Origin of the sequence: Kineothrix sp. MB12-C1 (assembly GCF_030863805.1) — a bacterium.
Lineage (GTDB): Bacteria > Bacillota > Clostridia > Lachnospirales > Lachnospiraceae > Kineothrix.
The window spans coordinates 2,138,286-2,158,077 of the sequence record NZ_CP132957.1 but is presented as its reverse complement, the minus strand read 5'-3'; the positions used below and the strand labels follow the sequence as shown (position 1 = coordinate 2,158,077).

The following is a 19,792-nucleotide window of genomic DNA, read 5'->3' as shown; positions in this document are numbered from 1 at the left end:
TTTGTTATTGAATGCGAATATAACCATTGCAATAACAGTAAACGCTATTTCCGCTAATATCGTAGCAACTACTCCAACCCAAAATGGATTTATGTACACGGCTTGTCCTCCTTTCTAACCTTTGGCATCCACTAGCTGCATCCAAACAGTTTTTCTTCCATAACTTATAGCTTCTTTGTAATCAGGAATGTAAATATCAATACATCTACCGTCCTGTATCCTCTCATCACCTCCTGTATCTAAAATCTCATAAATACCTATCAGTTCCCCAACCTCTCCGCTATCATCCGTATAAACAATAGCTGTTAATCCTATCCATTCCTTACGCCCTGCAGCGATACCTTCTCTTACTGCTTGTCCACTTGCTGTAATTTCGCCGTAACAATAGGCAGTGGATTCGATTTGAAAGGGTGTTCCGTAAGGGTTGTCCTCTGCTCTGGCCACAAGCGGCTTATCATAGATAACACACAGTATTGGTAATATTACGGTAATGATAAAGAGTAATATCGCCATTGATACCCATAGGAAAGTTTCCCTTTTATTCTTCATAGGCTCCGCCCTCCTTTATATAGAAGTAGAAGCATATGATTCCAATGACAAATAGCGTTGAAGATGTTATTAAGCCTGTCCCAAATTCAAGTGCACCACCGATTCCACCAATACCAAGTAAGCAACAGCAGAATCCGGTATTACTTAAAAGTTTTGTGAATGTCATGCTTCTCTCCTTAAATAAAGTGCGTTCAGCACATCTTCTTCCGGGATATTTGCTTCATTAATAAAAATTCGCAACTCCCTCAATGTCATGCTTCCAGGTTCTTTCAAACGCTTATAATATGTGGTCTTGGCTATATCTGCTTTATTCATCAAATCTCCTGGGCGCTTTCCTTTTCGTTTTGCACATCCTTCAATTGCCCGAGCAAATTCAATGTCTTTTTCTGCATACAGGCCAAGTGCTTTTACTTTTGGCATTGTTTCAACTCCTTTCTTTTATTGATTTATTCTGCTTTCCCTCTTATACTTTAAGTACAGGCTATTGCAGTAGCCGAGTACATATGAAAGGGGAATCTACTATGAGTAAAAAATATGATATTAGCAAAAAGTCTGATATGAAAAAATTATTCAGGGATATGGAGAAAAAAGTATCAGACATACAAGCGGATTACATTGGAAAATTGGAGTCAAGCGGGAATGGTGTAATATATCCCGACAAATGCCCTAATTGCCACAAAGACCTTGGTATTATGGCCGATTCCATGTTCTGCCCGTTTTGCAATGCTCCATTACAAGGTAGCAATTATTTTTAAAACATCTTCTTTGGAAGCCAATTCATCCAACAATGAGTTGGCTTCTTTTAATAAGTCCCGAAGCTCTGTTATCTCACGTTTTACTTCATCAACGTTAGACTCTACATGTACGTTGATAGATTCTTGCTTGGTTTCTTCTTTGTCGATTACGAAATCAAACCACGCCTTAAATTTTTCTAAGTCAGTCGGTTTGCCTCCTGAATCTCCTTGTATTATCTGTAGGTTCGCTTCCCTTCCCGCCGCATGGTCAAATATAACTCGTTCCGCCTTGTGTCCGTAAAGTTCCCCATCTAAATAAACTTCTGTCTGTCTACCATTTGAGACTATAACTATTTCTCTATCGCCTTTATTAACCCTTGCCACTCTACTCACCACCTTTCTTATTCTGTTTGTTCATTTTTTCATTTCATGGTATAATTCTACAAATTAAACCTAGGGGGGGGGTATTTTAATGATTGACCCAAAACAAGTTAAGCTTCTCAAAAAAATTAAACGATTAAAAAAATTTAAGGTTGTCGTCGGTCGAAATTCTACGCCACTTCCCAAAGAACTTAGCGAAAATCTCACCCATCTTATAGAGAAAAAATATTTAAGTTACAGGGAACAGCATGATAAAGAAACTGAATCATACACAAGTATTATTGTTTACGAAATTACCGCTCTCGGTCGTGCCGTATTGTCAGAACGAAGAAGAGAAAATCGGCATTGGTTTATTCCCACTACAATATCAATTTTCGCGGCTATCAGTGCATACCGGGAAGAAATATTTTTGCTAATACAAGCAATAATGAAATTACTGAAATAAATAGTGGGAGATCAGGGAAGCGCAGCCTAAAACAAAGCCGTTTTCCTGGATGTTCTTTTTTAAAGTTCTTCCTCTCATACGCGGTTAGATTCCGCTCAACGTATACCACTACATCTTTCTTCACTTACTCACCACCTTTCTTATTCTGTTCCGCTGTAGTTTCTAAAAAGTAATCGATTGTCACACCGAGAAAATTGGCTATTTTTATAAGCTTGTCAAGCTTTGGTTCACTCCGCCCATTTTTCCAATCTGTAAACGTAGATTTAGTGACGTCAGACCCAATTGCTACACCATAATCAGTAAAACCTCTTTCATCCCGTAATTTTACGTATTTTTCATACATATAAAAATTTTACCTCCTTTCCGAACTTTTCTATTGCCATTAGTTCGGAAATCAGTTATAATACATTTACCAGATATATTAAAACAAAAAACAATGGCTGTTTTGATTTCCGAACTTTGTAGTTTTATACTAGCACGGATATCAGAACTTGTCAATACTTTTTGTACGGATTTTAAAACTTTTTAAGGAGTATTTTATGTATGAAATTTATTGCAAGTTAAGGGATGATTTAGGCGTAAAAGATGCTGATGTGGTACGTGCTACAGGAATTACGAAATCTACTTTTTCCGATTGGAAAAGCGGACGCAGCAACCCCAAACCAGAAAAACTGCAAAAGATAGCTGATTTTTTTGGTAAACCAATTGGATATTTAATGACTGGGAAAGAAGAAACTCAAATTTTAACGCCACATGATGAGCGAGATATAGCAAAAGATGTTGACAATATCATTCGAAAGCTATCCGATTCCGAAGATGGACCTGCTCTCTATGATGGAAGTCCTTTGTCAGATGAATCGATGGAGCTTTTCAAAGACGAATTAGAAATTGCCTTACGCAGATTAAAATTGATTAACAAGGAAAAATACAACCCAAACAAGAATAAAAAGTAGGTATCGCAACTTTGCATAATAATATTAGAGGACTTGTGTCTTATTACATAAAGAAATTTAATACAAACAATCCTTTCGAAATCGCCGATAATCTTGGGATAATATATCAAATCTGCGATATTGATTTTGAAGGATGTTATATGTTCCTCAAGAATCACAGATACATATTTATAAGAAGAGATTTACCAGATTCAGAAATGCGTATGGTGATGGCTCATGAACTAGGACACGCCGTATTGCATCGTAAGAACAATTGTTACTTTATTAGAAATAAAACATTGCTGTTGAATTCGAAAGTTGAAAAAGAAGCTAATTTATTCGCTGCAGAATTACTTATTCCGAATGAGATTATTTTTGAAAACTATAATTACACGGTTTCCCAGTTTTCAAAAATATTAGGATACGATGAACAATTGGTGGAACTAAGACTGGAAACGTACCAGCAAATTTAATCAGGTATCTATCCATCATGGATTTGATATAAATGAAAATATTATAAGAAAGGGGAAACAAAATGGCTTTAATTAATTGTCCTGAATGTGAAAATAAAGTATCTGATCAAGCTGCTTCATGTCCACATTGTGGATTTGCTCTTAACAATAGTAATACTGAACATGAAGACACCGATATCAATGCTAGGAAATGTCCCAAATGTAATAGCAAGAATATCAATTATCAAAGGGAACAAAATACCAGTATTGGTGGTGGTATACATAAAATAAACAGGACATCCGGTCATGGATGCTTGTACTGGCTATTATTCGGATGGTGGGTATGGATTTTTAAACTAATGTGGGAAATGTTAAAGTTTTTGTGTACATGTGGATTATCACTATTTTTTAGAAAGAAAAGCACTAAGGCTGCGGATGGACACACTATTTCCGCAAGTAAGAGCTTTAATAGAACAATGGCAGTATGCCAAAGTTGTGGACATAGCTGGAAAGTATAATTATATAACAAAAACCGCCCCTGCGCTAACAAGGACGGTTCACACAAGCAACTATTAACGGATGTAACGAATGAGAGAAGGGGATTAATGAGTAAGCCAAAAACAAAAGAGGATATAATTATCCACAAAAACAAAAGCATCAATAATTTTTCATCCTTTTTAGATACTATGATAGAAACACCCTCAGACCTTAAGCGTGCTGATTTAATCAGTTATTGGCTTAAAGACTTTCAATATTACATCTCACAAGAGAAAACATTTAATGCTTCAAAAATTAAATCCTATAAGCGAGGGGATGTAATTAAAGTAAATCTTGGTTTCAATGTTGGAAGCGAACAAGGCGGTCTTCGTTATGCGATAGTATTAGATAAAAACAATAAGCATAACTCGAAAACTATTACAATAGTTCCTCTCACCTCTCAAAAAGAAGAAAAGGCAATATATGAAAGAGATATCGACTTAGGACGCGAATTATATAATCGATTAAAAGCAAAATATGATTCTTTCGTTGATGAATTATCAAAAGAACGTTCTGACCGTAATGAGTCGATGAAAAGAGCGAATGCGATTCTCACTACATTATTAGACATTTCTCGCGATACACAGGAGGATGCCGGCTCATTTAAACAGCTTATTTTACAAGCACAAGAATTAATAGATGCACAGAGTGAAGCTTTAAGTTTGCTCCAAGAAAAAGAGAACGATTTGAAAAAAATTAAATTAGAACTTCACAGAATGAAAGACGGCAGTATTGCAAAAATTGAGCAAATAACTACTATTAGTAAACAACGCATATTTGACCCTCGAAAAAGTGCTGATGTTCTTGCCGGAATACGTTTTTCTGATACTGCAATGAACAAAATCAACGAAAAAATTAAAGAATTATACATATTTTGATTGACCGCGAGCATATTATGTTCTATAATAACAATGTCAGATGGAGTAATTCATCTATAAACTGTGCCTATAGGGCATTAAAAAAGACTGAAGTTATTATCAAGAAACCTCGCACAATGCGGGGTTTCTTTCGTTATAACCAACAGTATATAACATAAAAATCGCCCTAGTGCTACCAACACCAGGGCAACTAGATACCATAAACGGATGTATCCGCTATAATATCCCTAACAAATGATAATATAGCATATTTTGGTGCATCCATCAAGTAGGGTGTATTTTTTATACCCAAAAATAAGGAGATTATAGTTATGCCAACAGCAAGAAAATTACCTTCCGGCTCATGGAGATGCCAAGTGTACAGTCATACTGAAGATATTGTGCAAAGTGATGGGACTATTAAAAAGAAACGAGTCTACAAATCATTTACTAGTGATATCCCCACAAATAAGGGAAAACGTCTCGCAGAACAAGCCGCTTCCTCCTGGGCCGCTGAAAAGGAAAGCGCAAATCGAATAGATGATATAACGCTCGGAGAGGGAATTGACCGTTATGTAAAGGCGCGCGAATCCATACTCTCTCCACGAACTATTACAGATTATAAACGGATTCGGAACAAGGAATTGCAAAGTATTATGGGTATAAAAATACCTCTCATTACCCAAGAAGAGATACAAGGAGCTGTAAACGTTGATGCACAAACACGATCACCTAAAACGGTGCGAAACAGTCACGGTTTAGTTTCTGCAGTATTAAGTATATATAGACCGAACTTTGCTCTCAAAACAACCTTTCCGCAAAAAGTAAGACCTGATATATATGTGCCTTCCGAAACAGAAATAAAGGCATTGCTTGCTTTTGTAGTAAATACCGATATGGAACTCCCTATCCTTTTAGCTGCTTTTGGTCCTATGAGACGGGGAGAAATATGCGCTCTTGAATCAAAAGATATATCCGGTAATATTGTTCATGTTTGTAAAAACATGGTTATTAACTCTGACAGGCAGTGGGTTATAAAGTCTCCGAAGAGCTACGCCGGGGATCGCTATATAGATTATCCTGATTTTGTTTCTGATAAATGGAAAGGTATAGAAGGAAGGATTGTTAAGTTAAGCCCAAATGATATTACAAGAACGTTTAAGCAGATACTTAAAGATGCAGGGCTTACACATTTCAGATTCCATGACTTACGCCATTATTCTGCAAGTATACAGCACGCCCTTGGAATTCCAGATAGTTACATAATGCAGCGCGGCGGTTGGGGGAATGATGGCACATTAAAAGAAGTATATCGGCATACAATATCTGACCGAAGCAAGGAAATGAATACCCTTGCAAATAACTATTTTTCTTCGCTATGCAACACGAAATGCAACACAAAATAAAAAGATGCCGATATAATCGACATCTTGTACTGCTGGTGACCGGACTTGAACCGGTACGGGATCGCTCCCGAAGGATTTTAAGTCCTTTGCGTCTGCCTATTCCGCCACACCAGCATATGAATAATATGATATTAGGGTCAAAAGGTATTTTGATCCTAATAAATGGATGGAGGTGGATTCGAACCACCGAAGCAATTTGCAGCAGATTTACAGTCTGTCCCCTTTGGCCACTCGGGAATCCATCCATATCAGAGATACCTGACAATATACATTTATATCATATCGCTATTTAAATTGCAAGAAATTTTTTGTCTGTTTCTTCTTATATTTTAAGATAACTGCCGATGTAGGCGGAAGCGTCAGACTGACCTTGCCGGAAACGATGGGGTATTCCTTCATTTCCGTATTATAGCCGCATTCTCCCGTGAAGATCAATTGATTCATTACCCCTTCCCTCGGTGTTCCTAGATACCATACCTGAATCTCTTGCATTATCTCAACATCGCTATTATTAACTACAACTAACGATTGTTCCTCTTTGTTGAAGCGCCCATATGCCAGAACATGTCTGGGAGTTTCCTTGTACCACTTCACAGATCCGGTAAGGAACTCCTTATTTCTCTTATGTATCTGAATGATTGCTTTGTGGAAGTCAATTAATTCCTTATCTTCCTTGCCCCACGGGTAAGTTCTCCGGTTATCAGGATCAGTAAATCCCTTAACACCGGCTTCATCACCGTAATATATCGTAGGCGCTCCCGGCCAGGTCATCTGTACCACAACGGCCTCTCGTAGAACAGCTTTATTCACACCCTCATCCGCAGCATGAGAGCCTATAGTATTCGTTCTGCCTACCTTTTGGTTCGTTCTTGTCAGGAAACGGGAGTGATCGTGGTTAGATAGCTCATTCATAGAGATATACATAGAAGGCATCGTCATATTTACGCTATTATATATCATAGCTCCCCAGAAACTTTCCACATTCCCATACATATCTTCTCTATAATCATCACTATGCTTCTGCATTCCTGTCAGGAACCACGTAAGCGGTTCCATAAAAGCATCATAATTCATAATGGTATCCCATTCATCGCCATGAAGCCAATCTCTCGGATTACCATAATGCTCAGCCAGCACTATCGCATTAGGATTCGCTTCCTTGACGGATTGATAGAATTGCTTCCAAAAGTAATGATTATATTCCTGAGAATGCCCGAGATCAGCCGCCACATCAAGACGCCATCCATCTGCGTTGTAAGGCGCGGATACCCATTTCTTAGCGATGCACATCACATAATCAAATAATTCCTTAGAGCCTTCGAAATTCAGCTTCGGGAGGGTATCATGTCCCCACCATCCATCATAAGTTCCATTATAAGGCCAGGCATACTTATCATGAAAGATGAAATAGTTATGATAAGGGCTGTTCCTATCCACATAAGCACCTTTTTCGTAGCCCTCTGCATTCTCATAGATTCTCTCTCTATCCATCCATTTATTGAAGGAGCCGCAGTGATTGAATACTCCATCTAATATAACCTTCATTCCTCTGCGATGGGCTTCCTCCACTACTTTAATGAAGAGTTGATTGCTCGCCTCCAAATTAGCCTTATTCGTTACTCTGTTGATGTATTTGGATGCGAAACGATTCTCCACCCCCGGTGTCAGGAGTTCTCCTTTATCCTCTACAATCTTCCCGAAATGGGGATCGATATAATCATAATCCTGAATATCATATTTATGATTAGAAGGGGATACAAATAAAGGGTTGAAGTAAATAACATCTACCCCTAAATCCTGTAAATAGTCCATCTTATCCAAGACACCCTGCAAATCACCGCCATAGAATTCCCTTATGCCTATTGCTGCCGGGTGCTTATCCCAATCTTCTACCTTTACCGTATTTTCTCCTATATAGCGGTATTCATTGGTCAGAACATCATTCGAAGGATCTCCGTTACAGAAACGGTCCACATAGATTTGATACATAACCGCTCCCTTTGCCCAATCAGGAGTCTTATAGCCCGGAATAAGCCGGAAATCCAATTCTTTGCTTACGCTCTTAGAGGCGCCGCCATAATTATAATAACAAATAATCTTACCCGCATGGATTTCAAAATAATAAGAAATCTCCCTATTCTCCAACTGCACGGTATGGGAATAGTAGTCAAAATAATCATCCGATTCCGATTTCATCATGAGATGATTCTCATTATCACATACGAAAAACACCTTATCCACATTATTTCTCTTAGTCCTGATCCTTATGGTTACTTCTCCATAAGCACTCGGTTCTGCCGGCGACACATAATCCTCTGTCATATCACTAAACAAAGCTTTCATATTAAAAATGGGGCGCATCCTCGATATATAATGCTGATTATATTCAGCCCTGGAAAACCCATCAATATCCATATTTATTCTCCTAAGTTCCAAATCATATTTCACAGATGAAAATCATCCACAATTTATTTTATACTATATATTACGGACATTCAAGCAATTCTATACACCCTTAATTCCGTTACTGTTCACTTCGTGAACAGTAAAAAAGGCAGCCTTTCGATCCGCTGCCTTTTTTAGAGAAGGTATTTCTTTCTTATGGGGTATAGCAAAAAACTATATAATGTATTGGGGGGGTTACAAGTAGTATAATAGCATAGCCTACGTTTTGCGTAAATGCCAAGGATTCACAAATATTACAAAAATGACTTTCTATTTTTGTGTATTTTTTACAATCAATCAAATAATGCTTCAAACTCTTCACGAGAAATCTTTTCTTTTTCCAGAAGTAACTCTGCGCACTTATGAAGGATCGTTATATTTTCTGCAATAATAGCCTTCGCCTTATCATAGCAATCACTTATGATTCCCTTCACTTCCCTGTCAATCTCTCCCGAAACCAACTCACTATGACTCTTCGCATGAGCAAGATCACGTCCAATGAATACTTCATCATCGTCATCATCATAGTTAATCACACCTATATTATCGGACATACCATATCTTGTCACCATTTTTCTGGCCACTTTAGTCGCTTTCTTAATGTCGCTGGAAGCTCCCGTTGTAATATCATCGAAAATAATCTCTTCCGCAATACGTCCGCCCAGTGATACCATAATATCTTGCATCATCCTGCCTTTAGTCCAGAACATCTCATCCTTTTCCGGAAGAGGCATTGTATAACCTGCTGCCCCAAGCCCTGTAGGGATAATCGATACGGTATATACCGGGCCCACATCCGGCAGCACATGGAATAGAATCGCGTGGCCTGCCTCATGATATGCAGTGATCTTCTTTTCCTTATCGGATATGATACGGCTGCGTTTCTCGGCACCAATACCTACCTTAATGAAGGATTTCTTAATATCTTCTTGTTTTACGAATGCACGATTTTCCATAGCTGCGGTAATCGCAGCTTCATTCATAAGGTTTTCCAAATCAGCACCGGTAAACCCTGCCGTCGTCTGCGCAATCTGCTCCAGGTTGACATCTTCTGCAAGAGGCTTATTTCTGGAATGTACCTTCAGAATTTCTTTTCTTCCGCGTACATCAGGTGCGCTAACCGTAATCTTTCTGTCAAAACGTCCCGGTCTTAAAATAGCCGGATCTAAAATATCCACACGGTTCGTCGCCGCCATAACGATAATACCTTCGTTAGCACCGAAACCGTCCATTTCCACCAACAATTGATTCAGCGTCTGCTCTCTTTCATCGTGGCCTCCGCCCATACCGGTACCACGCCTTCTCGCCACCGCATCGATCTCATCAATAAATACAATACAAGGAGAGGACTTTTTCGCATCTGCGAACAAATCACGCACTCTGGATGCACCGACACCTACGAACATTTCCACGAAATCAGAACCGGAAATGCTGAAAAACGGTACATTTGCTTCTCCGGCAATGGCTTTTGCAAGCAAGGTTTTACCGGTTCCCGGCGCGCCTTCAAGAAGCACACCCTTAGGAATTCTCGCGCCAACCTTTGTGAACTTGCCCGGTTCTTTTAAAAAGTTGATAATTTCTTCCAACTCCTCTTTCTCTTCCTGAAGCCCTGCCACATCTTTTAATGTAATCTTATTATTCAAGGAAAGTCTGGCACGGCTCTTGCCGAAGTTCATCATCTTTCCGCCGCTGCCGCTGTTCGCATTCTGGGAATTCATCATAACGAAAAAGAAAACTCCCACTACCAGCACAAGAAGCAGAGGAAACATGCTTGTCATAAACCAATTATCCCTCGGGATATCCTTTACTTCCGGGTCCAGTCCATAGGATACGAGCACTTTCTCTATTTCATTTACATCCGTCGCATATAGCGTTCTTTCTTCACCATTGCTTAGAGCTACCCTGATAATACCGGTGGGCGTCTCCTTGTTCGGCTGAATCATCGCCTCCAGAATGGAACCCTCTTCCAGATCCTTCGTCAATTCCCCTCTGGTATAATCAGTTTCCTGCCCATTTAAGCTTCTAAACATCCACGCCGCCAGAAAAAGAAGGCTTAGGATAACTAAAAAATACGTATTTAAATTCTTCTTATTATTCAAAATCAACCTCCTGTCTACATTCGGTCATCCTGTCCGGTATGCCCGATTTTCATGCAGACATTTTACAACCGAAATAATATCTCTTGTATCAATCAAGCTCGACTACGCCGATATAGGGAAGATTCCGATATCTCTGATCATAGTCGAGTCCATATCCTACCACGAATTCATCCGGAATCTGGAAACAGGTATAATCCACATCCACTTCCACAACTCTGCGCTCGGGCTTATCGAGCAGCGTACAGAGCTTAAGACTCTTCGGTCCCCTATCTTTAAGCATCTCGAGAAGGTAGCTTAATGTTCTTCCGGAATCGATAATATCCTCCACTACGAGTACATCTTTATTCTCCAGAGGTTCATCCAAATCCTTCACGATTCTTACAACACCGCTGGATTTCGTCTCGCTTCCATAACTGGATACCGACATGAAATCGAGGGATACCGGCACTGTAATTCTCTTAGCCAGCTCGCACATAAAGAAGCTTCCGCCCTTCAGAACACACACAAGATGTACTTGCTTCCCTGCATAATCTCTGCTAATCTGCTCACCGATCTCCTGGATTCTCTTATCTACTGCTTCTTCCGACAGCATAACTCTTACTCTTTCTGACATTTAAAAAGTCCTCCTCTTAATCGTACCTCTAAGATACTTTTTGTATATTCTGTTACTTTATAGTATTGGCTAATGCGGTAGCCGGGCACCCACAACACATGACTGCCCTCCGTCAGCACATAAAGTTCCCCTCTTTGGCTTTTGGGGATTTTCTCCCCTATCATATAATTCTTTAAGGTTTTCTTCGACAAATCTTCATTGATTGTAAGATAGTCCCCAGTTTCTCTTTGGCGAAACGCTAAAGACCTAGTTATTCTATCATAGTCGAACCATTTCGTATATGATTTTTCAGGAATAATTTGAGTTTTTTCATAAGAAAATACAGAAAATTCCACCTCTCCCAGTCCCGGTACCTGTACCGTTCCGGGAATAGATATTGCAAGAGCCGGTCCTTTTTCCTTCGCCTTACAATGACCATTTCCAGCTATAGACGTTCCTATCGTAAGACTGCCGTATTCCTTTGTCGCTATCAGTCCGTAGGGCAGGGATATTTGTTTGCTGCCCTGTCTGTTTAACAATTTTCTGATATCTTCGATATGAACGGAAGTAATGTCTCTTCTATGCCCCGTCAATTCTTCTAAGCAGCGAAGGAGCACTTGCTTTTGCATAAAAGGTTCTTGCAGCGTCAACACATCTGCCCGAAGCACAATTGCGTCTGCCTTACTATTAATTACTTCTCTGGCCTCTTCCTTTTGTTCGGTTCCTTCTATCGTCACTTTACAGGATTCATATATTTTTTCCGCTTGTTTCCGAATATATTCTTCCGTTTCCAGAAGCATATCGGCAGCTTCCCACATATGTTCCGATGCCCCCTTACAGATTTCCCTTTCCGCAAAAGGAAGTATGTGGTTACGTATCCGGTTCCTTGTATAAGTATCCTCCAGGTTCGTCCTGTCTATACAGAAAGGAACTCCTTTTTCCGCCAGGTACTCTTCGATTTCCTCTCTATGCAGGCATAACAGCGGGCGTATAACATTCTCTCTCACCGGTTTTATTCCACTGGCTCCTGCAAGCCCGGTCCCCCTGAACAGATGAAACAGCATGGTTTCCACCCGGTCTCCCGCATTATGGGCCACTGCAATTTTACCTTTGCCTTTTGTTTGCTCCTTCAATACCTTAGCAAAGGCAAAATATCTCACTTTCCGTCCGGCTTCTTCTTCGGATAACTTCTCTCGTTTCGCATATGCTCTTACATCTTCCTCAACCAGAAAAAAAGGAAGGCCTCGTTCCTTACACAACTGCCCTACATAATCTGCATCCCTCTTTGCTTCTTCCCGGAATCCATGATTTACATGAACAACAACTAGATGTATCGGTACTTCCTTCGCTATTTCACAGAGCATAAGCAAAAGGCATACAGAATCAGCGCCGCCTGACACCCCTGCTACAACAGTGTCATCCGGCACTAACATCTCATACTTCTTCATATATGCTTTTACTTTTGAAAAGATTCTTCCGTTCATTTTCTTCCTGTAGTTACTGTTCACACCTATGGTGCTCACAGTAACAATATCACACAAATTGCATAAAGAACATGCAATTTGGCGTCTGCTAAACTCGGGATTTTGTGCACATCGTGCACAAAACACCTCGCGGAATAGTACCTGTGAACAGTAACTTCCTGTATGCTGCTGTTTCTACTATATTAATTACTGTAACGGCTCAGTACCCTCACAGTTACATATTACTCTCTATATTAGTCAATTTATTACAAAAAAGCAACGCCTATCATAAATTCTCCCAGATTCCCGTCACCATCACTGTCATATCATCACGGATTCTCCCCCGGCTCTGATGTATACAGAAGTTCAGAATATAATTAGCCATTTCCCCCGGATTCTTTAATTCTGCCTTCCCGATCACCTCCGGAAGTATCTCTTCTCCCATTCCTTGAGAGAGCGCATCCAGAATGCCGTCTGATAACATAATAATGTAATCTCCATCTACCAAGCGACGCCTCGTCGTCTCCATATCCATTTCATAGAATACTCCAAGGGGCAGGTTTCTGGCAGAAATCTGATCTACCAAGTGCTCTCTTTTAATATAAGACGGAGCGGAGCCAATCTTAATGAATTCACACACCCCTGTATAAAGATCGATCTGACACAAATCCAATGTAGACATATTCTGTGCCTCACCGCCTGCAATCAGAGAACCATTGATCATCTGCACGGCAGTTTCTTTGCTGAATCCTGCCTCCAGGAACTTCTCAATCAAATCCACGACAAACTCGCTATCCTTGCACGCTTTCTCGCCGGAACCCATTCCATCGGACAATATCGCGGTTGAAATCCCTTCTCTCACCTCTACAAAGGCATAATTATCCCCGGATATGCTCTCCGTCTCCTTCACCGCCCGGGCAACCCCTGTCAAAATGTGAAATCCAGGCTCCTCCACATATTGGTAACTATTCCAATCCCTACTCACGAATATGGGGCAATTCTTTGCCGGTATAAATCGAAAGTTAAGAAGAACCGATAATAGATTCCCTATTTCTTCCACCGAAGGTGCCGCTCCTTTGGCCGCGCGCATCGTAAGACTCAGTACCTTATGCCTGTCCTCCTTTTCCAGCATATATACATCCTTTAACAATACATCCTCTTCTTTTAGCGCATGTGAGAGCTGTTTTATTTTACGCTCATTCATTGGAATCACTTTATAGGATTCCTGCGCCACCTGAGTCATAATCTGTGCCATTTCATTTAAATGCCCGGCCATCAAATCCCGATTCTCCACAAGCCTCCTTCTCCATAAGACTTCCTGCCTGTCATCTGCATTCTCCGTTTGTTCTTTTTCTTCACTTTGCATATCGCTAAATGTAGTCGCCAGATCCCGAAAAGAATCTGCATACATCAAAAGTTTCCTTTTTCCATATTCAGGTAATACACTGTCAAAGGGCGCCTCCCCATTTACAAGCTGTTTTTTCATTACGCATCCCTCCATCATAATATCCATTACACGTTGTTCCTGTAAGGGAATATTATACAAGATGCCATATGCCGTATTTGTCAAAACGGGTATGTGAAATCATTTTTTATTGCGACAAAAAATGCAGACACCGCTTCTTTTCGGTTATCTGCATTCACTCTTCATTCTTAAAGATAATCTCGCCTTCGTGCACTAGTCCCAGCTTATCTTTGGCTACTTCCTCGACGTATTTCTTAGTCTGCGTATATTTCTCGTATTCCGCAATCTCCTCTGTACGCTTCTCTTCTTCTGCAATCTGTTCCGTAAGCATCTGCTCTTTCGCCTTATACATCGCAAGCTTCTGCTTCAGTTCGATACTGTTAATCGCTACTACGACAAGCATCATAACGATTACCGTGGTAACCAGAAACATACCAAACCTATTCTGATTTTTCTTCCGGTAAGCTACCCGCCTCGCCATAATAATTCCCATACCCTTCCTGTCTGAATACAACTCCAGGTTACTCCACACTCAATGCTTACATACTGTCATTTTAAGCATTTTTATCAGAATCGTCAACTTCTTTTTCGCATATCTTGCCAGCTTCTTCTGTTTCCTGATAAAAGCACCTACCAGTTTCCCTATCCGCTGCAGCAGCCTTTTCACCGGTCTCCAGATAAAACCTACTATTTTTCCCAGAAGTTCGATCTCCTTTTGAATGCAGACTGATACAATATGTACGAAATGATTTCCTACCGTCTTTTTGTAGAGCAGCATTCCAAGTGCCGCGCCAAAAACAGCAAACCATCTGAGAATTCCGTTATTCTCCTTATATAGCATATAGAAAACAGTAATAGCGCATACCATCCAGAAAATAAGATCCTCCAGCGATATGAAGAAAAGATTGTGCCTGACAATCCTTCTTATTATGAGCAGGAAGTCATATGCGAAGGTGATAATAATTCCCATAAGAATGGAACTGAATAGAAAGTACACTTCATTAATAATATCCTGGCTCAGACTCATACTCCACCTATTTAAACAATCTGGAAATAAGGGATTCTCCCTTGCTGCCGTATCCCGTCACTTCAGAATAAGTGAAGCTGTCTATTTTTCCATCGATATCCACTTCTCCTTTATCCAGCGTCAAACGGCTTACATGTAAGTCTCCGCCCTTTATCATGAGCATTCCCTGGTCGGTTTCCAGCAATACCTCTTTGATATCGAAGGAAAGTACATCGCTTACTCCACTGATAGTACATGTCCGCCTGTTAGTAAGCATTAATTTATGAGTACGCTGTTTTGCGGTACTTAAATCTTCCATAAGAAAAACCCCTCCTACCTCATATTTCTCTTATAGATTATATGAGGGGTTCTTTTTAAATATACCAGTAACTATTTAGTACCTACTGGATAGTTACATATACCGAAACAGTTCTTTCGCTTCATCCTTTTTCACAGTCTCTTGTACATCAAGCACTTCTACCTTAACTTCCTTATTACCGAATTGAATAGCGATAATATCACCCTGCTTCACATTAGTGGAAGCCTTCGCCGGTTTATCGTTAATAAGCACTCTCCCGGCATCACATGCTTCATTCGCCACCGTACGCCTCTTAATCAGGCGAGAGACCTTTAAATATTTATCAAGCCGCATAGAAATACCTCCTTAAAACAAAGAGAACCTGCTAACAGGTTCTCATAAAAGTTCGCTTATTATTATGCGTTAACCATATCCTTTAAAGCCTTACCAGCTTTAAACTTAGGAGCCTTGGAAGCTGCAATCTTCATAACTTCGCCGCTCTGAGGATTTCTACCTTCTCTTGCTGCTCTCTTGGAAACTTCAAATGTGCCGAAACCAACTAACTGCACTTTACCATCTTTCTTTAATTCTTCTGCTACAACATCCGTAAAAGCTTTCAGAGCCTTTTCTGCATCCTTCTTTGATAATTCGGCCTGCTCAGCGATAGCTGCAACCAATTCTGTTTTGTTCATTTTGAACTCCTCCTATTATTTATGAGTTTTCATATTATTCTTGTTAGAACCTTCCCATAGGAAACGCCTATAAATATTTATAGACGTTTTCCCTCTGTTTGTCAAGGAAAATCTGGCTTTTTTGCCCTATTTTTCAAGGTTTTTCTATTGATTCACATTTATCTATCATATCTTCAATCCGATCATTCAAAAGCTGCTCTGCATTGACTTTATATTGTCGTGAAATATCGGCTATCTGGAGCATAATATCGCCAATGATTTCATCTATCCCCTCAGCCTTTTCGCCGGGATTATATTTCGCCAATTTTTCAATGTTTTCACGCATATTATCTATATTTATACTATAATCTGTGCTAATACCATAGAGCTTGTCCATCTTTTTCAGAACCTTAGAAGCCCTTACTAAGGAAGGAAGTTCTCTTGGAATCTCCCTAAGAGGGGATTCAATCCAATCCTTTCCTTCCTTTTCTTTCTTCTTAATTTCCTCCCAATTATCCCTAATCTCATTATGGTCATTTGCCTCCATATCGCCAAATACATGTGGATGACGCCGTACCATCTTCTCGCTAATTTCATGAATCACATCTTCCAGGGTGAAAAGCTTCTCTTCCTTCGCGATCTGCGCATGCATCACTACCTGCAAAAGAATATCCCCCAACTCCTCACGCATATTCTCCGCATTCCCTGTTTTATCATAAATACGAATGGAGGCTAGCAGCTCTGCTGCCTCCTCCATCATACAGGGCTTTAAGCTCCCATGAGTCTGCACCCTATCCCATGGGCAGCCGTTCTCGCTCCTTAAAGCCTCTACTATATTTATAAAATCATCCAATGAATACTTTCTATCCATTTTAATAGCCATACTTAACTCCTAATTCGTAACTGTTCAGACCTGCTGAATAGTTACCCTAATTCCCACTTACTGAATTACCGCTTGTGGTTGCATTACCGCTTACCGAATTCGATGGATTGCCGGGTACCGCATTCCCACTTACCGTAACGCTATCTTCTTTTACAAGATCAGTAAACGAGTAGGTCACATCTTTTTCTTCTTCGTCTATGGATATCGTATAACTCTTCGTCACATAGCCTTCTTTTCTAAGCGTGATCATATGTGTGCCTGCTTCCTTCTTGAAGTTAACAGGAGACATTCCCACATAAACGCCATCCAGATATACTTCCACATCGGAAGGAGAATCGATATATACTCTATAGGAACTCGTCAGCTCATTGCCGGATACGCTGGAGGAATCCTTCTTATCTCCAGCCTCCGCTTCCGCTTCCTCTAAGGTTACGCTTATACTCGCCAGTTCCTGACCAACCTTAATGTATTGAGTGATGGAATCATAACCTTCCGCTTTCGCAATCATCTGGTGTACGCCGTATTCTATCTCCACCGGTCCACTAATATCCACCTCTTGCCCGTCGATATAGACAGAAGCTTCTCCCGGCGTTATGGCGAAAATAATCTTGCCCACCTTCGGAGCCTGAGCCTTCACATCACTTACATCCAAAGTAATTTCCTGATTCCGGTAGATGGTCACTCTCTTGATTTCATCGATACCGCTCGCTGTCAAATGTACATCGTAGGTTCCTTCCGGCACCGCCAGAAGCATATCCTCCTGTATCTGTGAAATCACGCTCTGCCCAACCTCTATCCAGCCGCCCTTCAAATATTCTTCATTGCTTAATCGAAGATAGCCATGCCCCTTTTCCACAGTCACACTGTATACTGTATTGCCAATGCCGCTTATTGTAACAACATCGCCCTTTATAATATCCTCTATCTGTGCTTCTTTCCCTTCCGAGATAACGATCACATCTCTTCGAAGGTTATAAACATTGCTGCCAATCTCCGCACTTCTATTCAATACGTCGAAATTATATTTCTCCACCTGATCGAAAATCCATGCACTTTCCGACAATTTCATCTGTGTCAGTCTCTTTTTGGCTTTCAAGAAAGTTACATCTACAATATCGCCTTCCTTCATCTGCGACATCGCCATGGCACTTCCATATTTATCTAAAATCACTGTCGTCCCATCAAAGGACAACGTATAGCTTCTTCCTGTCTCAATATTTAAAAATGTAATATTATTTTCTTCGGTATTCAACGTCTCTATAAGTGCCGTATCTACCGAATCATAGGTTCCAGGCGACGCTATAACGAATCCGGAGTCATAGCTTTCATATGCAGCCTCCCTTGCCATACCTACGCTGCCATCCACCGATATACCTCCAGCTACGACAACACCTGCAGTCAGTAATAAAATCACTGCACCTGTAAAAATTACAGGCTTGCTCTTTATGATTCTCTTAAAAAAAGTGCTGCCCATGGATACCTCCTCATTCGTATGTTGTGGTTATTATATAGTTACTGTTCATGATACACTTATGAACAGTAACATTATATACTAAGATACTTCAAAAGAAAAGCTTCCATAAGTATTTTTATAATTTTCCAAAAAGCTTACTTTATCGGGTTCCTGCAAAAGAAGCTTCTCCAATTTTTCTAAATTGCGTCCGGGAATCCACGCTTTGCCTGAATTATAATAAAAGTTTACTATTTTCCAGAACTTCTCCGGATAAATAAGGCGGTAATAAAGCAACATATAATCTTCCCTCGTCATTCTTCGCTCACTGTTATAAGCATCTAGCAAGGCGCTTCCAAGCTCCGCGGACCAGCCGCTCTTTTCCAATAGTTTACGCATGAACAGGTACAAATCGCGAACGGGATTATCGCGGACGCACTTTTCAAAGTTAATAATGGCAAAGTCAGAACTTTTCTCATTCAAAGAAAGAATATTATGATATTGATAATCACCGTGGCACACGATGCGGGATTTCACTTTGGCCGCCTGAGGAGTTTCTTGCAAATAGAAACGCGCCTCTTCCGTCACCTGTAAGGCAAGGTCGAAGAAATAATCGTAATGCTTTAACAGGAAAATCTCAAAATTACTCTTTTGACTTTTATCCCGCAGAAACTTCCTGACCTTACGAAGTTCTTTGTTATGCTTCTCATACTCCTTATTAATACAAAAGCCCACATCATCATAACTTCCTTCAAAGACAGGCATATCAGAAGCATTATGAAGGTGGGCAAGTGTCTTGACAGCTTGTATACATTCCCTCGTATCGCGAATGTTACATTCCCTTCCTTCAAAATATGTTTTTAATATGTAAGGTATTTTGTCTTGATCGTAGACAATCAGTTCCCCTTCTTTGGATTTCAGGATAGATTCCACCATCTGAAAACCCTGCTCTTTTATTACGGTAAGCAGTGCATCCTGAAACATAATCTTATCCTTCGGCCCTGCATATTCTTTCAGAATAAGCAACCCCTTATCGGATTCACATAAAATTGCTCCCCGCCCCTTCCAAGTACGAAGCACATCTATCTCATAATTTTCAAGCACACTGACTGCCCTGTCATTCACAT

The 19,792-nt window shown here is 40.2% G+C and carries 25 protein-coding genes and 2 tRNA genes; 7 read left to right on the top strand and 20 right to left on the bottom strand.

Features of this window, described 5'->3' with window-relative positions; all coding sequences use genetic code 11:
• Positions 1-114: 114 nt before the first annotated feature.
• Genes RBB56_RS10035 through RBB56_RS10025 form a run of 3 tightly spaced genes read right to left on the bottom strand, consistent with a single transcriptional unit; the run spans position 115 to position 969 of the window.
• Complete coding sequence (locus RBB56_RS10035; RefSeq protein WP_306718743.1) at positions 115-549, bottom strand: hypothetical protein; 435 nt, start codon at positions 547-549, stop codon at positions 115-117.
• Positions 539-715 carry a hypothetical protein gene (locus RBB56_RS10030; RefSeq protein ID WP_306718742.1) on the bottom strand — a complete coding sequence of 59 codons (177 nt, stop codon included), beginning with the start codon at positions 713-715 and terminating at the stop codon, positions 539-541. Before RBB56_RS10030 ends, RBB56_RS10035 begins: the two co-directional genes overlap by 11 nt.
• Entirely contained in the window at positions 712-969 is a 258-nt protein-coding gene (locus RBB56_RS10025) for a hypothetical protein (protein WP_306718741.1), read from the bottom strand. Before RBB56_RS10025 ends, RBB56_RS10030 begins: the two co-directional genes overlap by 4 nt.
• A gap of 101 nt (positions 970-1,070) precedes the next feature.
• Here RBB56_RS10025 and RBB56_RS10020 point away from each other — a divergent pair, with 101 nt between their 5' ends.
• Positions 1,071-1,304 carry a hypothetical protein gene (locus RBB56_RS10020; protein WP_306718739.1) on the top strand — a complete coding sequence of 78 codons (234 nt, stop codon included), beginning with the start codon at positions 1,071-1,073 and terminating at the stop codon, positions 1,302-1,304.
• On the opposite strand, the gene RBB56_RS10015 is transcribed toward RBB56_RS10020, so the two are convergent.
• Positions 1,281-1,679 (bottom strand): hypothetical protein, encoded by a 399-nt coding sequence (locus tag RBB56_RS10015; protein WP_306718738.1) that lies wholly within the window; start codon positions 1,677-1,679, stop codon positions 1,281-1,283. The genes RBB56_RS10020 and RBB56_RS10015 overlap by 24 nt on opposite strands.
• A 76-nt stretch (positions 1,680-1,755) precedes the next feature.
• Here RBB56_RS10015 and RBB56_RS10010 point away from each other — a divergent pair, with 76 nt between their 5' ends.
• Positions 1,756-2,109, top strand: a complete 354-nt coding sequence (locus RBB56_RS10010; RefSeq protein ID WP_306718737.1) for a hypothetical protein — start codon at positions 1,756-1,758, stop codon at positions 2,107-2,109.
• 124 nt (positions 2,110-2,233) lie between these two features.
• Here RBB56_RS10010 and RBB56_RS10005 read toward each other — a convergent pair whose 3' ends face one another.
• Positions 2,234-2,452, bottom strand: coding sequence for a helix-turn-helix domain-containing protein (locus RBB56_RS10005; protein WP_306718736.1), 219 nt, complete (start codon positions 2,450-2,452; stop codon positions 2,234-2,236).
• A 196-nt stretch (positions 2,453-2,648) separates the two neighbouring features.
• On the opposite strand from RBB56_RS10005, the gene RBB56_RS10000 reads away from it, so the two are divergent.
• The 5 genes from RBB56_RS10000 to RBB56_RS09980 all read left to right on the top strand — a co-directional run bounded on the left by RBB56_RS10000 (position 2,649) and on the right by RBB56_RS09980 (position 6,293).
• Complete coding sequence (locus RBB56_RS10000; protein WP_306718733.1) at positions 2,649-3,062, top strand: helix-turn-helix domain-containing protein; 414 nt, start codon at positions 2,649-2,651, stop codon at positions 3,060-3,062.
• 209 nt (positions 3,063-3,271) lie between these two features.
• Complete coding sequence (locus RBB56_RS09995; RefSeq protein ID WP_306718731.1) at positions 3,272-3,514, top strand: ImmA/IrrE family metallo-endopeptidase; 243 nt, start codon at positions 3,272-3,274, stop codon at positions 3,512-3,514.
• Positions 3,515-3,576: 62 nt separating this feature from the next.
• A complete protein-coding gene (locus tag RBB56_RS09990) occupies positions 3,577-4,011 on the top strand; it encodes a zinc ribbon domain-containing protein (protein ID WP_306718730.1) in 435 nt (144 codons plus the stop codon).
• Between the two features lie 87 nt (positions 4,012-4,098).
• Positions 4,099-4,908 carry a type II toxin-antitoxin system PemK/MazF family toxin gene (locus tag RBB56_RS09985; RefSeq protein ID WP_306718729.1) on the top strand — a complete coding sequence of 270 codons (810 nt, stop codon included), beginning with the start codon at positions 4,099-4,101 and terminating at the stop codon, positions 4,906-4,908.
• A 311-nt stretch (positions 4,909-5,219) separates the two neighbouring features.
• Positions 5,220-6,293 (top strand): site-specific integrase, encoded by a 1,074-nt coding sequence (locus tag RBB56_RS09980; protein ID WP_306718728.1) that lies wholly within the window; start codon positions 5,220-5,222, stop codon positions 6,291-6,293.
• 30 nt (positions 6,294-6,323) lie between these two features.
• Here RBB56_RS09980 and RBB56_RS09975 read toward each other — a convergent pair.
• The 15 genes from RBB56_RS09975 to RBB56_RS09905 all read right to left on the bottom strand — a co-directional run bounded on the left by RBB56_RS09975 (position 6,324) and on the right by RBB56_RS09905 (position 19,790).
• A tRNA-Leu gene (locus tag RBB56_RS09975) sits at positions 6,324-6,407 on the bottom strand.
• 49 nt (positions 6,408-6,456) lie between these two features.
• A tRNA-Tyr gene (locus tag RBB56_RS09970) sits at positions 6,457-6,538 on the bottom strand.
• A gap of 40 nt (positions 6,539-6,578) precedes the next feature.
• On the bottom strand, positions 6,579-8,708 hold the full coding sequence (locus tag RBB56_RS09965; protein ID WP_306718727.1) for a glycoside hydrolase family 13 protein: 2,130 nt from the start codon (positions 8,706-8,708) through the stop codon (positions 6,579-6,581).
• Between the two features lie 323 nt (positions 8,709-9,031).
• Positions 9,032-10,837: an ATP-dependent zinc metalloprotease FtsH gene (gene ftsH / locus RBB56_RS09960; RefSeq protein WP_331525488.1), complete on the bottom strand. Its 1,806-nt coding sequence runs from the start codon at positions 10,835-10,837 to the stop codon at positions 9,032-9,034.
• A gap of 88 nt (positions 10,838-10,925) precedes the next feature.
• On the bottom strand, positions 10,926-11,450 hold the full coding sequence (gene hpt, locus RBB56_RS09955) for a hypoxanthine phosphoribosyltransferase (RefSeq protein WP_306718725.1): 525 nt from the start codon (positions 11,448-11,450) through the stop codon (positions 10,926-10,928).
• A complete protein-coding gene (gene tilS / locus RBB56_RS09950) occupies positions 11,435-12,913 on the bottom strand; it encodes a tRNA lysidine(34) synthetase TilS (protein ID WP_306718724.1) in 1,479 nt (492 codons plus the stop codon). Before tilS ends, hpt begins: the two co-directional genes overlap by 16 nt.
• Before the next feature lie 265 nt (positions 12,914-13,178).
• Positions 13,179-14,378, bottom strand: coding sequence for a SpoIIE family protein phosphatase (locus tag RBB56_RS09945; protein WP_306718722.1), 1,200 nt, complete (start codon positions 14,376-14,378; stop codon positions 13,179-13,181).
• A 154-nt stretch (positions 14,379-14,532) separates the two neighbouring features.
• Positions 14,533-14,850, bottom strand: coding sequence for an FtsB family cell division protein (locus RBB56_RS09940; RefSeq protein WP_306718721.1), 318 nt, complete (start codon positions 14,848-14,850; stop codon positions 14,533-14,535).
• A 39-nt stretch (positions 14,851-14,889) separates the two neighbouring features.
• The gene (gene yabQ, locus RBB56_RS09935; RefSeq protein ID WP_306718720.1) at positions 14,890-15,384 is read right to left on the bottom strand and encodes a spore cortex biosynthesis protein YabQ; all 495 of its coding nucleotides are present in this window, start codon (positions 15,382-15,384) and stop codon (positions 14,890-14,892) included.
• A gap of 7 nt (positions 15,385-15,391) precedes the next feature.
• Positions 15,392-15,682, bottom strand: a complete 291-nt coding sequence (gene yabP, locus RBB56_RS09930; protein WP_306718719.1) for a sporulation protein YabP — start codon at positions 15,680-15,682, stop codon at positions 15,392-15,394.
• Positions 15,683-15,775: 93 nt separating this feature from the next.
• On the bottom strand, positions 15,776-16,015 hold the full coding sequence (locus RBB56_RS09925) for an RNA-binding S4 domain-containing protein (RefSeq protein WP_306718718.1): 240 nt from the start codon (positions 16,013-16,015) through the stop codon (positions 15,776-15,778).
• A 62-nt stretch (positions 16,016-16,077) separates the two neighbouring features.
• A complete protein-coding gene (locus RBB56_RS09920) occupies positions 16,078-16,353 on the bottom strand; it encodes an HU family DNA-binding protein (protein WP_306718717.1) in 276 nt (91 codons plus the stop codon).
• A 133-nt stretch (positions 16,354-16,486) separates the two neighbouring features.
• Positions 16,487-17,215, bottom strand: coding sequence for a MazG family protein (locus tag RBB56_RS09915; protein ID WP_306718716.1), 729 nt, complete (start codon positions 17,213-17,215; stop codon positions 16,487-16,489).
• A gap of 46 nt (positions 17,216-17,261) precedes the next feature.
• Positions 17,262-18,689 carry a PEGA domain-containing protein gene (locus RBB56_RS09910; protein ID WP_306718715.1) on the bottom strand — a complete coding sequence of 476 codons (1,428 nt, stop codon included), beginning with the start codon at positions 18,687-18,689 and terminating at the stop codon, positions 17,262-17,264.
• A gap of 78 nt (positions 18,690-18,767) precedes the next feature.
• Positions 18,768-19,790, bottom strand: a complete 1,023-nt coding sequence (locus RBB56_RS09905) for a CotS family spore coat protein (RefSeq protein WP_306718713.1) — start codon at positions 19,788-19,790, stop codon at positions 18,768-18,770.
• Positions 19,791-19,792: the final 2 nt, after the last annotated feature.

Excerpts from the sequence above, each read along its gene's own strand:
- RBB56_RS10030 (WP_306718742.1), bottom strand. The coding sequence starts at position 715 with ATGACATTCACAAAACTTTTAAGTAATACCGGATTCTGCTGTTGCTTA.
- RBB56_RS09920 (WP_306718717.1), bottom strand. The coding sequence starts at position 16,353 with ATGAACAAAACAGAATTGGTTGCAGCTATCGCTGAGCAGGCCGAATTA.
- RBB56_RS09980 (WP_306718728.1), top strand. The coding sequence starts at position 5,220 with ATGCCAACAGCAAGAAAATTACCTTCCGGCTCATGGAGATGCCAAGTG.
- RBB56_RS10010 (WP_306718737.1), top strand. The coding sequence starts at position 1,756 with ATGATTGACCCAAAACAAGTTAAGCTTCTCAAAAAAATTAAACGATTA.
- yabQ (WP_306718720.1), bottom strand. The coding sequence starts at position 15,384 with ATGAGTCTGAGCCAGGATATTATTAATGAAGTGTACTTTCTATTCAGT.
- RBB56_RS09940 (WP_306718721.1), bottom strand. The coding sequence starts at position 14,850 with ATGGGAATTATTATGGCGAGGCGGGTAGCTTACCGGAAGAAAAATCAG.
- yabP (WP_306718719.1), bottom strand. The coding sequence starts at position 15,682 with ATGGAAGATTTAAGTACCGCAAAACAGCGTACTCATAAATTAATGCTT.
- RBB56_RS10020 (WP_306718739.1), top strand. The coding sequence starts at position 1,071 with ATGAGTAAAAAATATGATATTAGCAAAAAGTCTGATATGAAAAAATTA.
- RBB56_RS09910 (WP_306718715.1), bottom strand. The coding sequence starts at position 18,689 with ATGGGCAGCACTTTTTTTAAGAGAATCATAAAGAGCAAGCCTGTAATT.
- RBB56_RS09915 (WP_306718716.1), bottom strand. The coding sequence starts at position 17,215 with ATGGCTATTAAAATGGATAGAAAGTATTCATTGGATGATTTTATAAAT.
- tilS (WP_306718724.1), bottom strand. The coding sequence starts at position 12,913 with ATGAACGGAAGAATCTTTTCAAAAGTAAAAGCATATATGAAGAAGTAT.
- RBB56_RS09985 (WP_306718729.1), top strand. The coding sequence starts at position 4,099 with ATGAGTAAGCCAAAAACAAAAGAGGATATAATTATCCACAAAAACAAA.
- RBB56_RS10025 (WP_306718741.1), bottom strand. The coding sequence starts at position 969 with ATGCCAAAAGTAAAAGCACTTGGCCTGTATGCAGAAAAAGACATTGAA.
- RBB56_RS09925 (WP_306718718.1), bottom strand. The coding sequence starts at position 16,015 with ATGCGGCTTGATAAATATTTAAAGGTCTCTCGCCTGATTAAGAGGCGT.
- RBB56_RS10000 (WP_306718733.1), top strand. The coding sequence starts at position 2,649 with ATGTATGAAATTTATTGCAAGTTAAGGGATGATTTAGGCGTAAAAGAT.
- RBB56_RS10035 (WP_306718743.1), bottom strand. The coding sequence starts at position 549 with ATGAAGAATAAAAGGGAAACTTTCCTATGGGTATCAATGGCGATATTA.
- RBB56_RS09945 (WP_306718722.1), bottom strand. The coding sequence starts at position 14,378 with ATGAAAAAACAGCTTGTAAATGGGGAGGCGCCCTTTGACAGTGTATTA.
- hpt (WP_306718725.1), bottom strand. The coding sequence starts at position 11,450 with ATGTCAGAAAGAGTAAGAGTTATGCTGTCGGAAGAAGCAGTAGATAAG.
- RBB56_RS09965 (WP_306718727.1), bottom strand. The coding sequence starts at position 8,708 with ATGGATATTGATGGGTTTTCCAGGGCTGAATATAATCAGCATTATATA.
- RBB56_RS09990 (WP_306718730.1), top strand. The coding sequence starts at position 3,577 with ATGGCTTTAATTAATTGTCCTGAATGTGAAAATAAAGTATCTGATCAA.
- RBB56_RS10005 (WP_306718736.1), bottom strand. The coding sequence starts at position 2,452 with ATGTATGAAAAATACGTAAAATTACGGGATGAAAGAGGTTTTACTGAT.
- RBB56_RS09995 (WP_306718731.1), top strand. The coding sequence starts at position 3,272 with ATGGCTCATGAACTAGGACACGCCGTATTGCATCGTAAGAACAATTGT.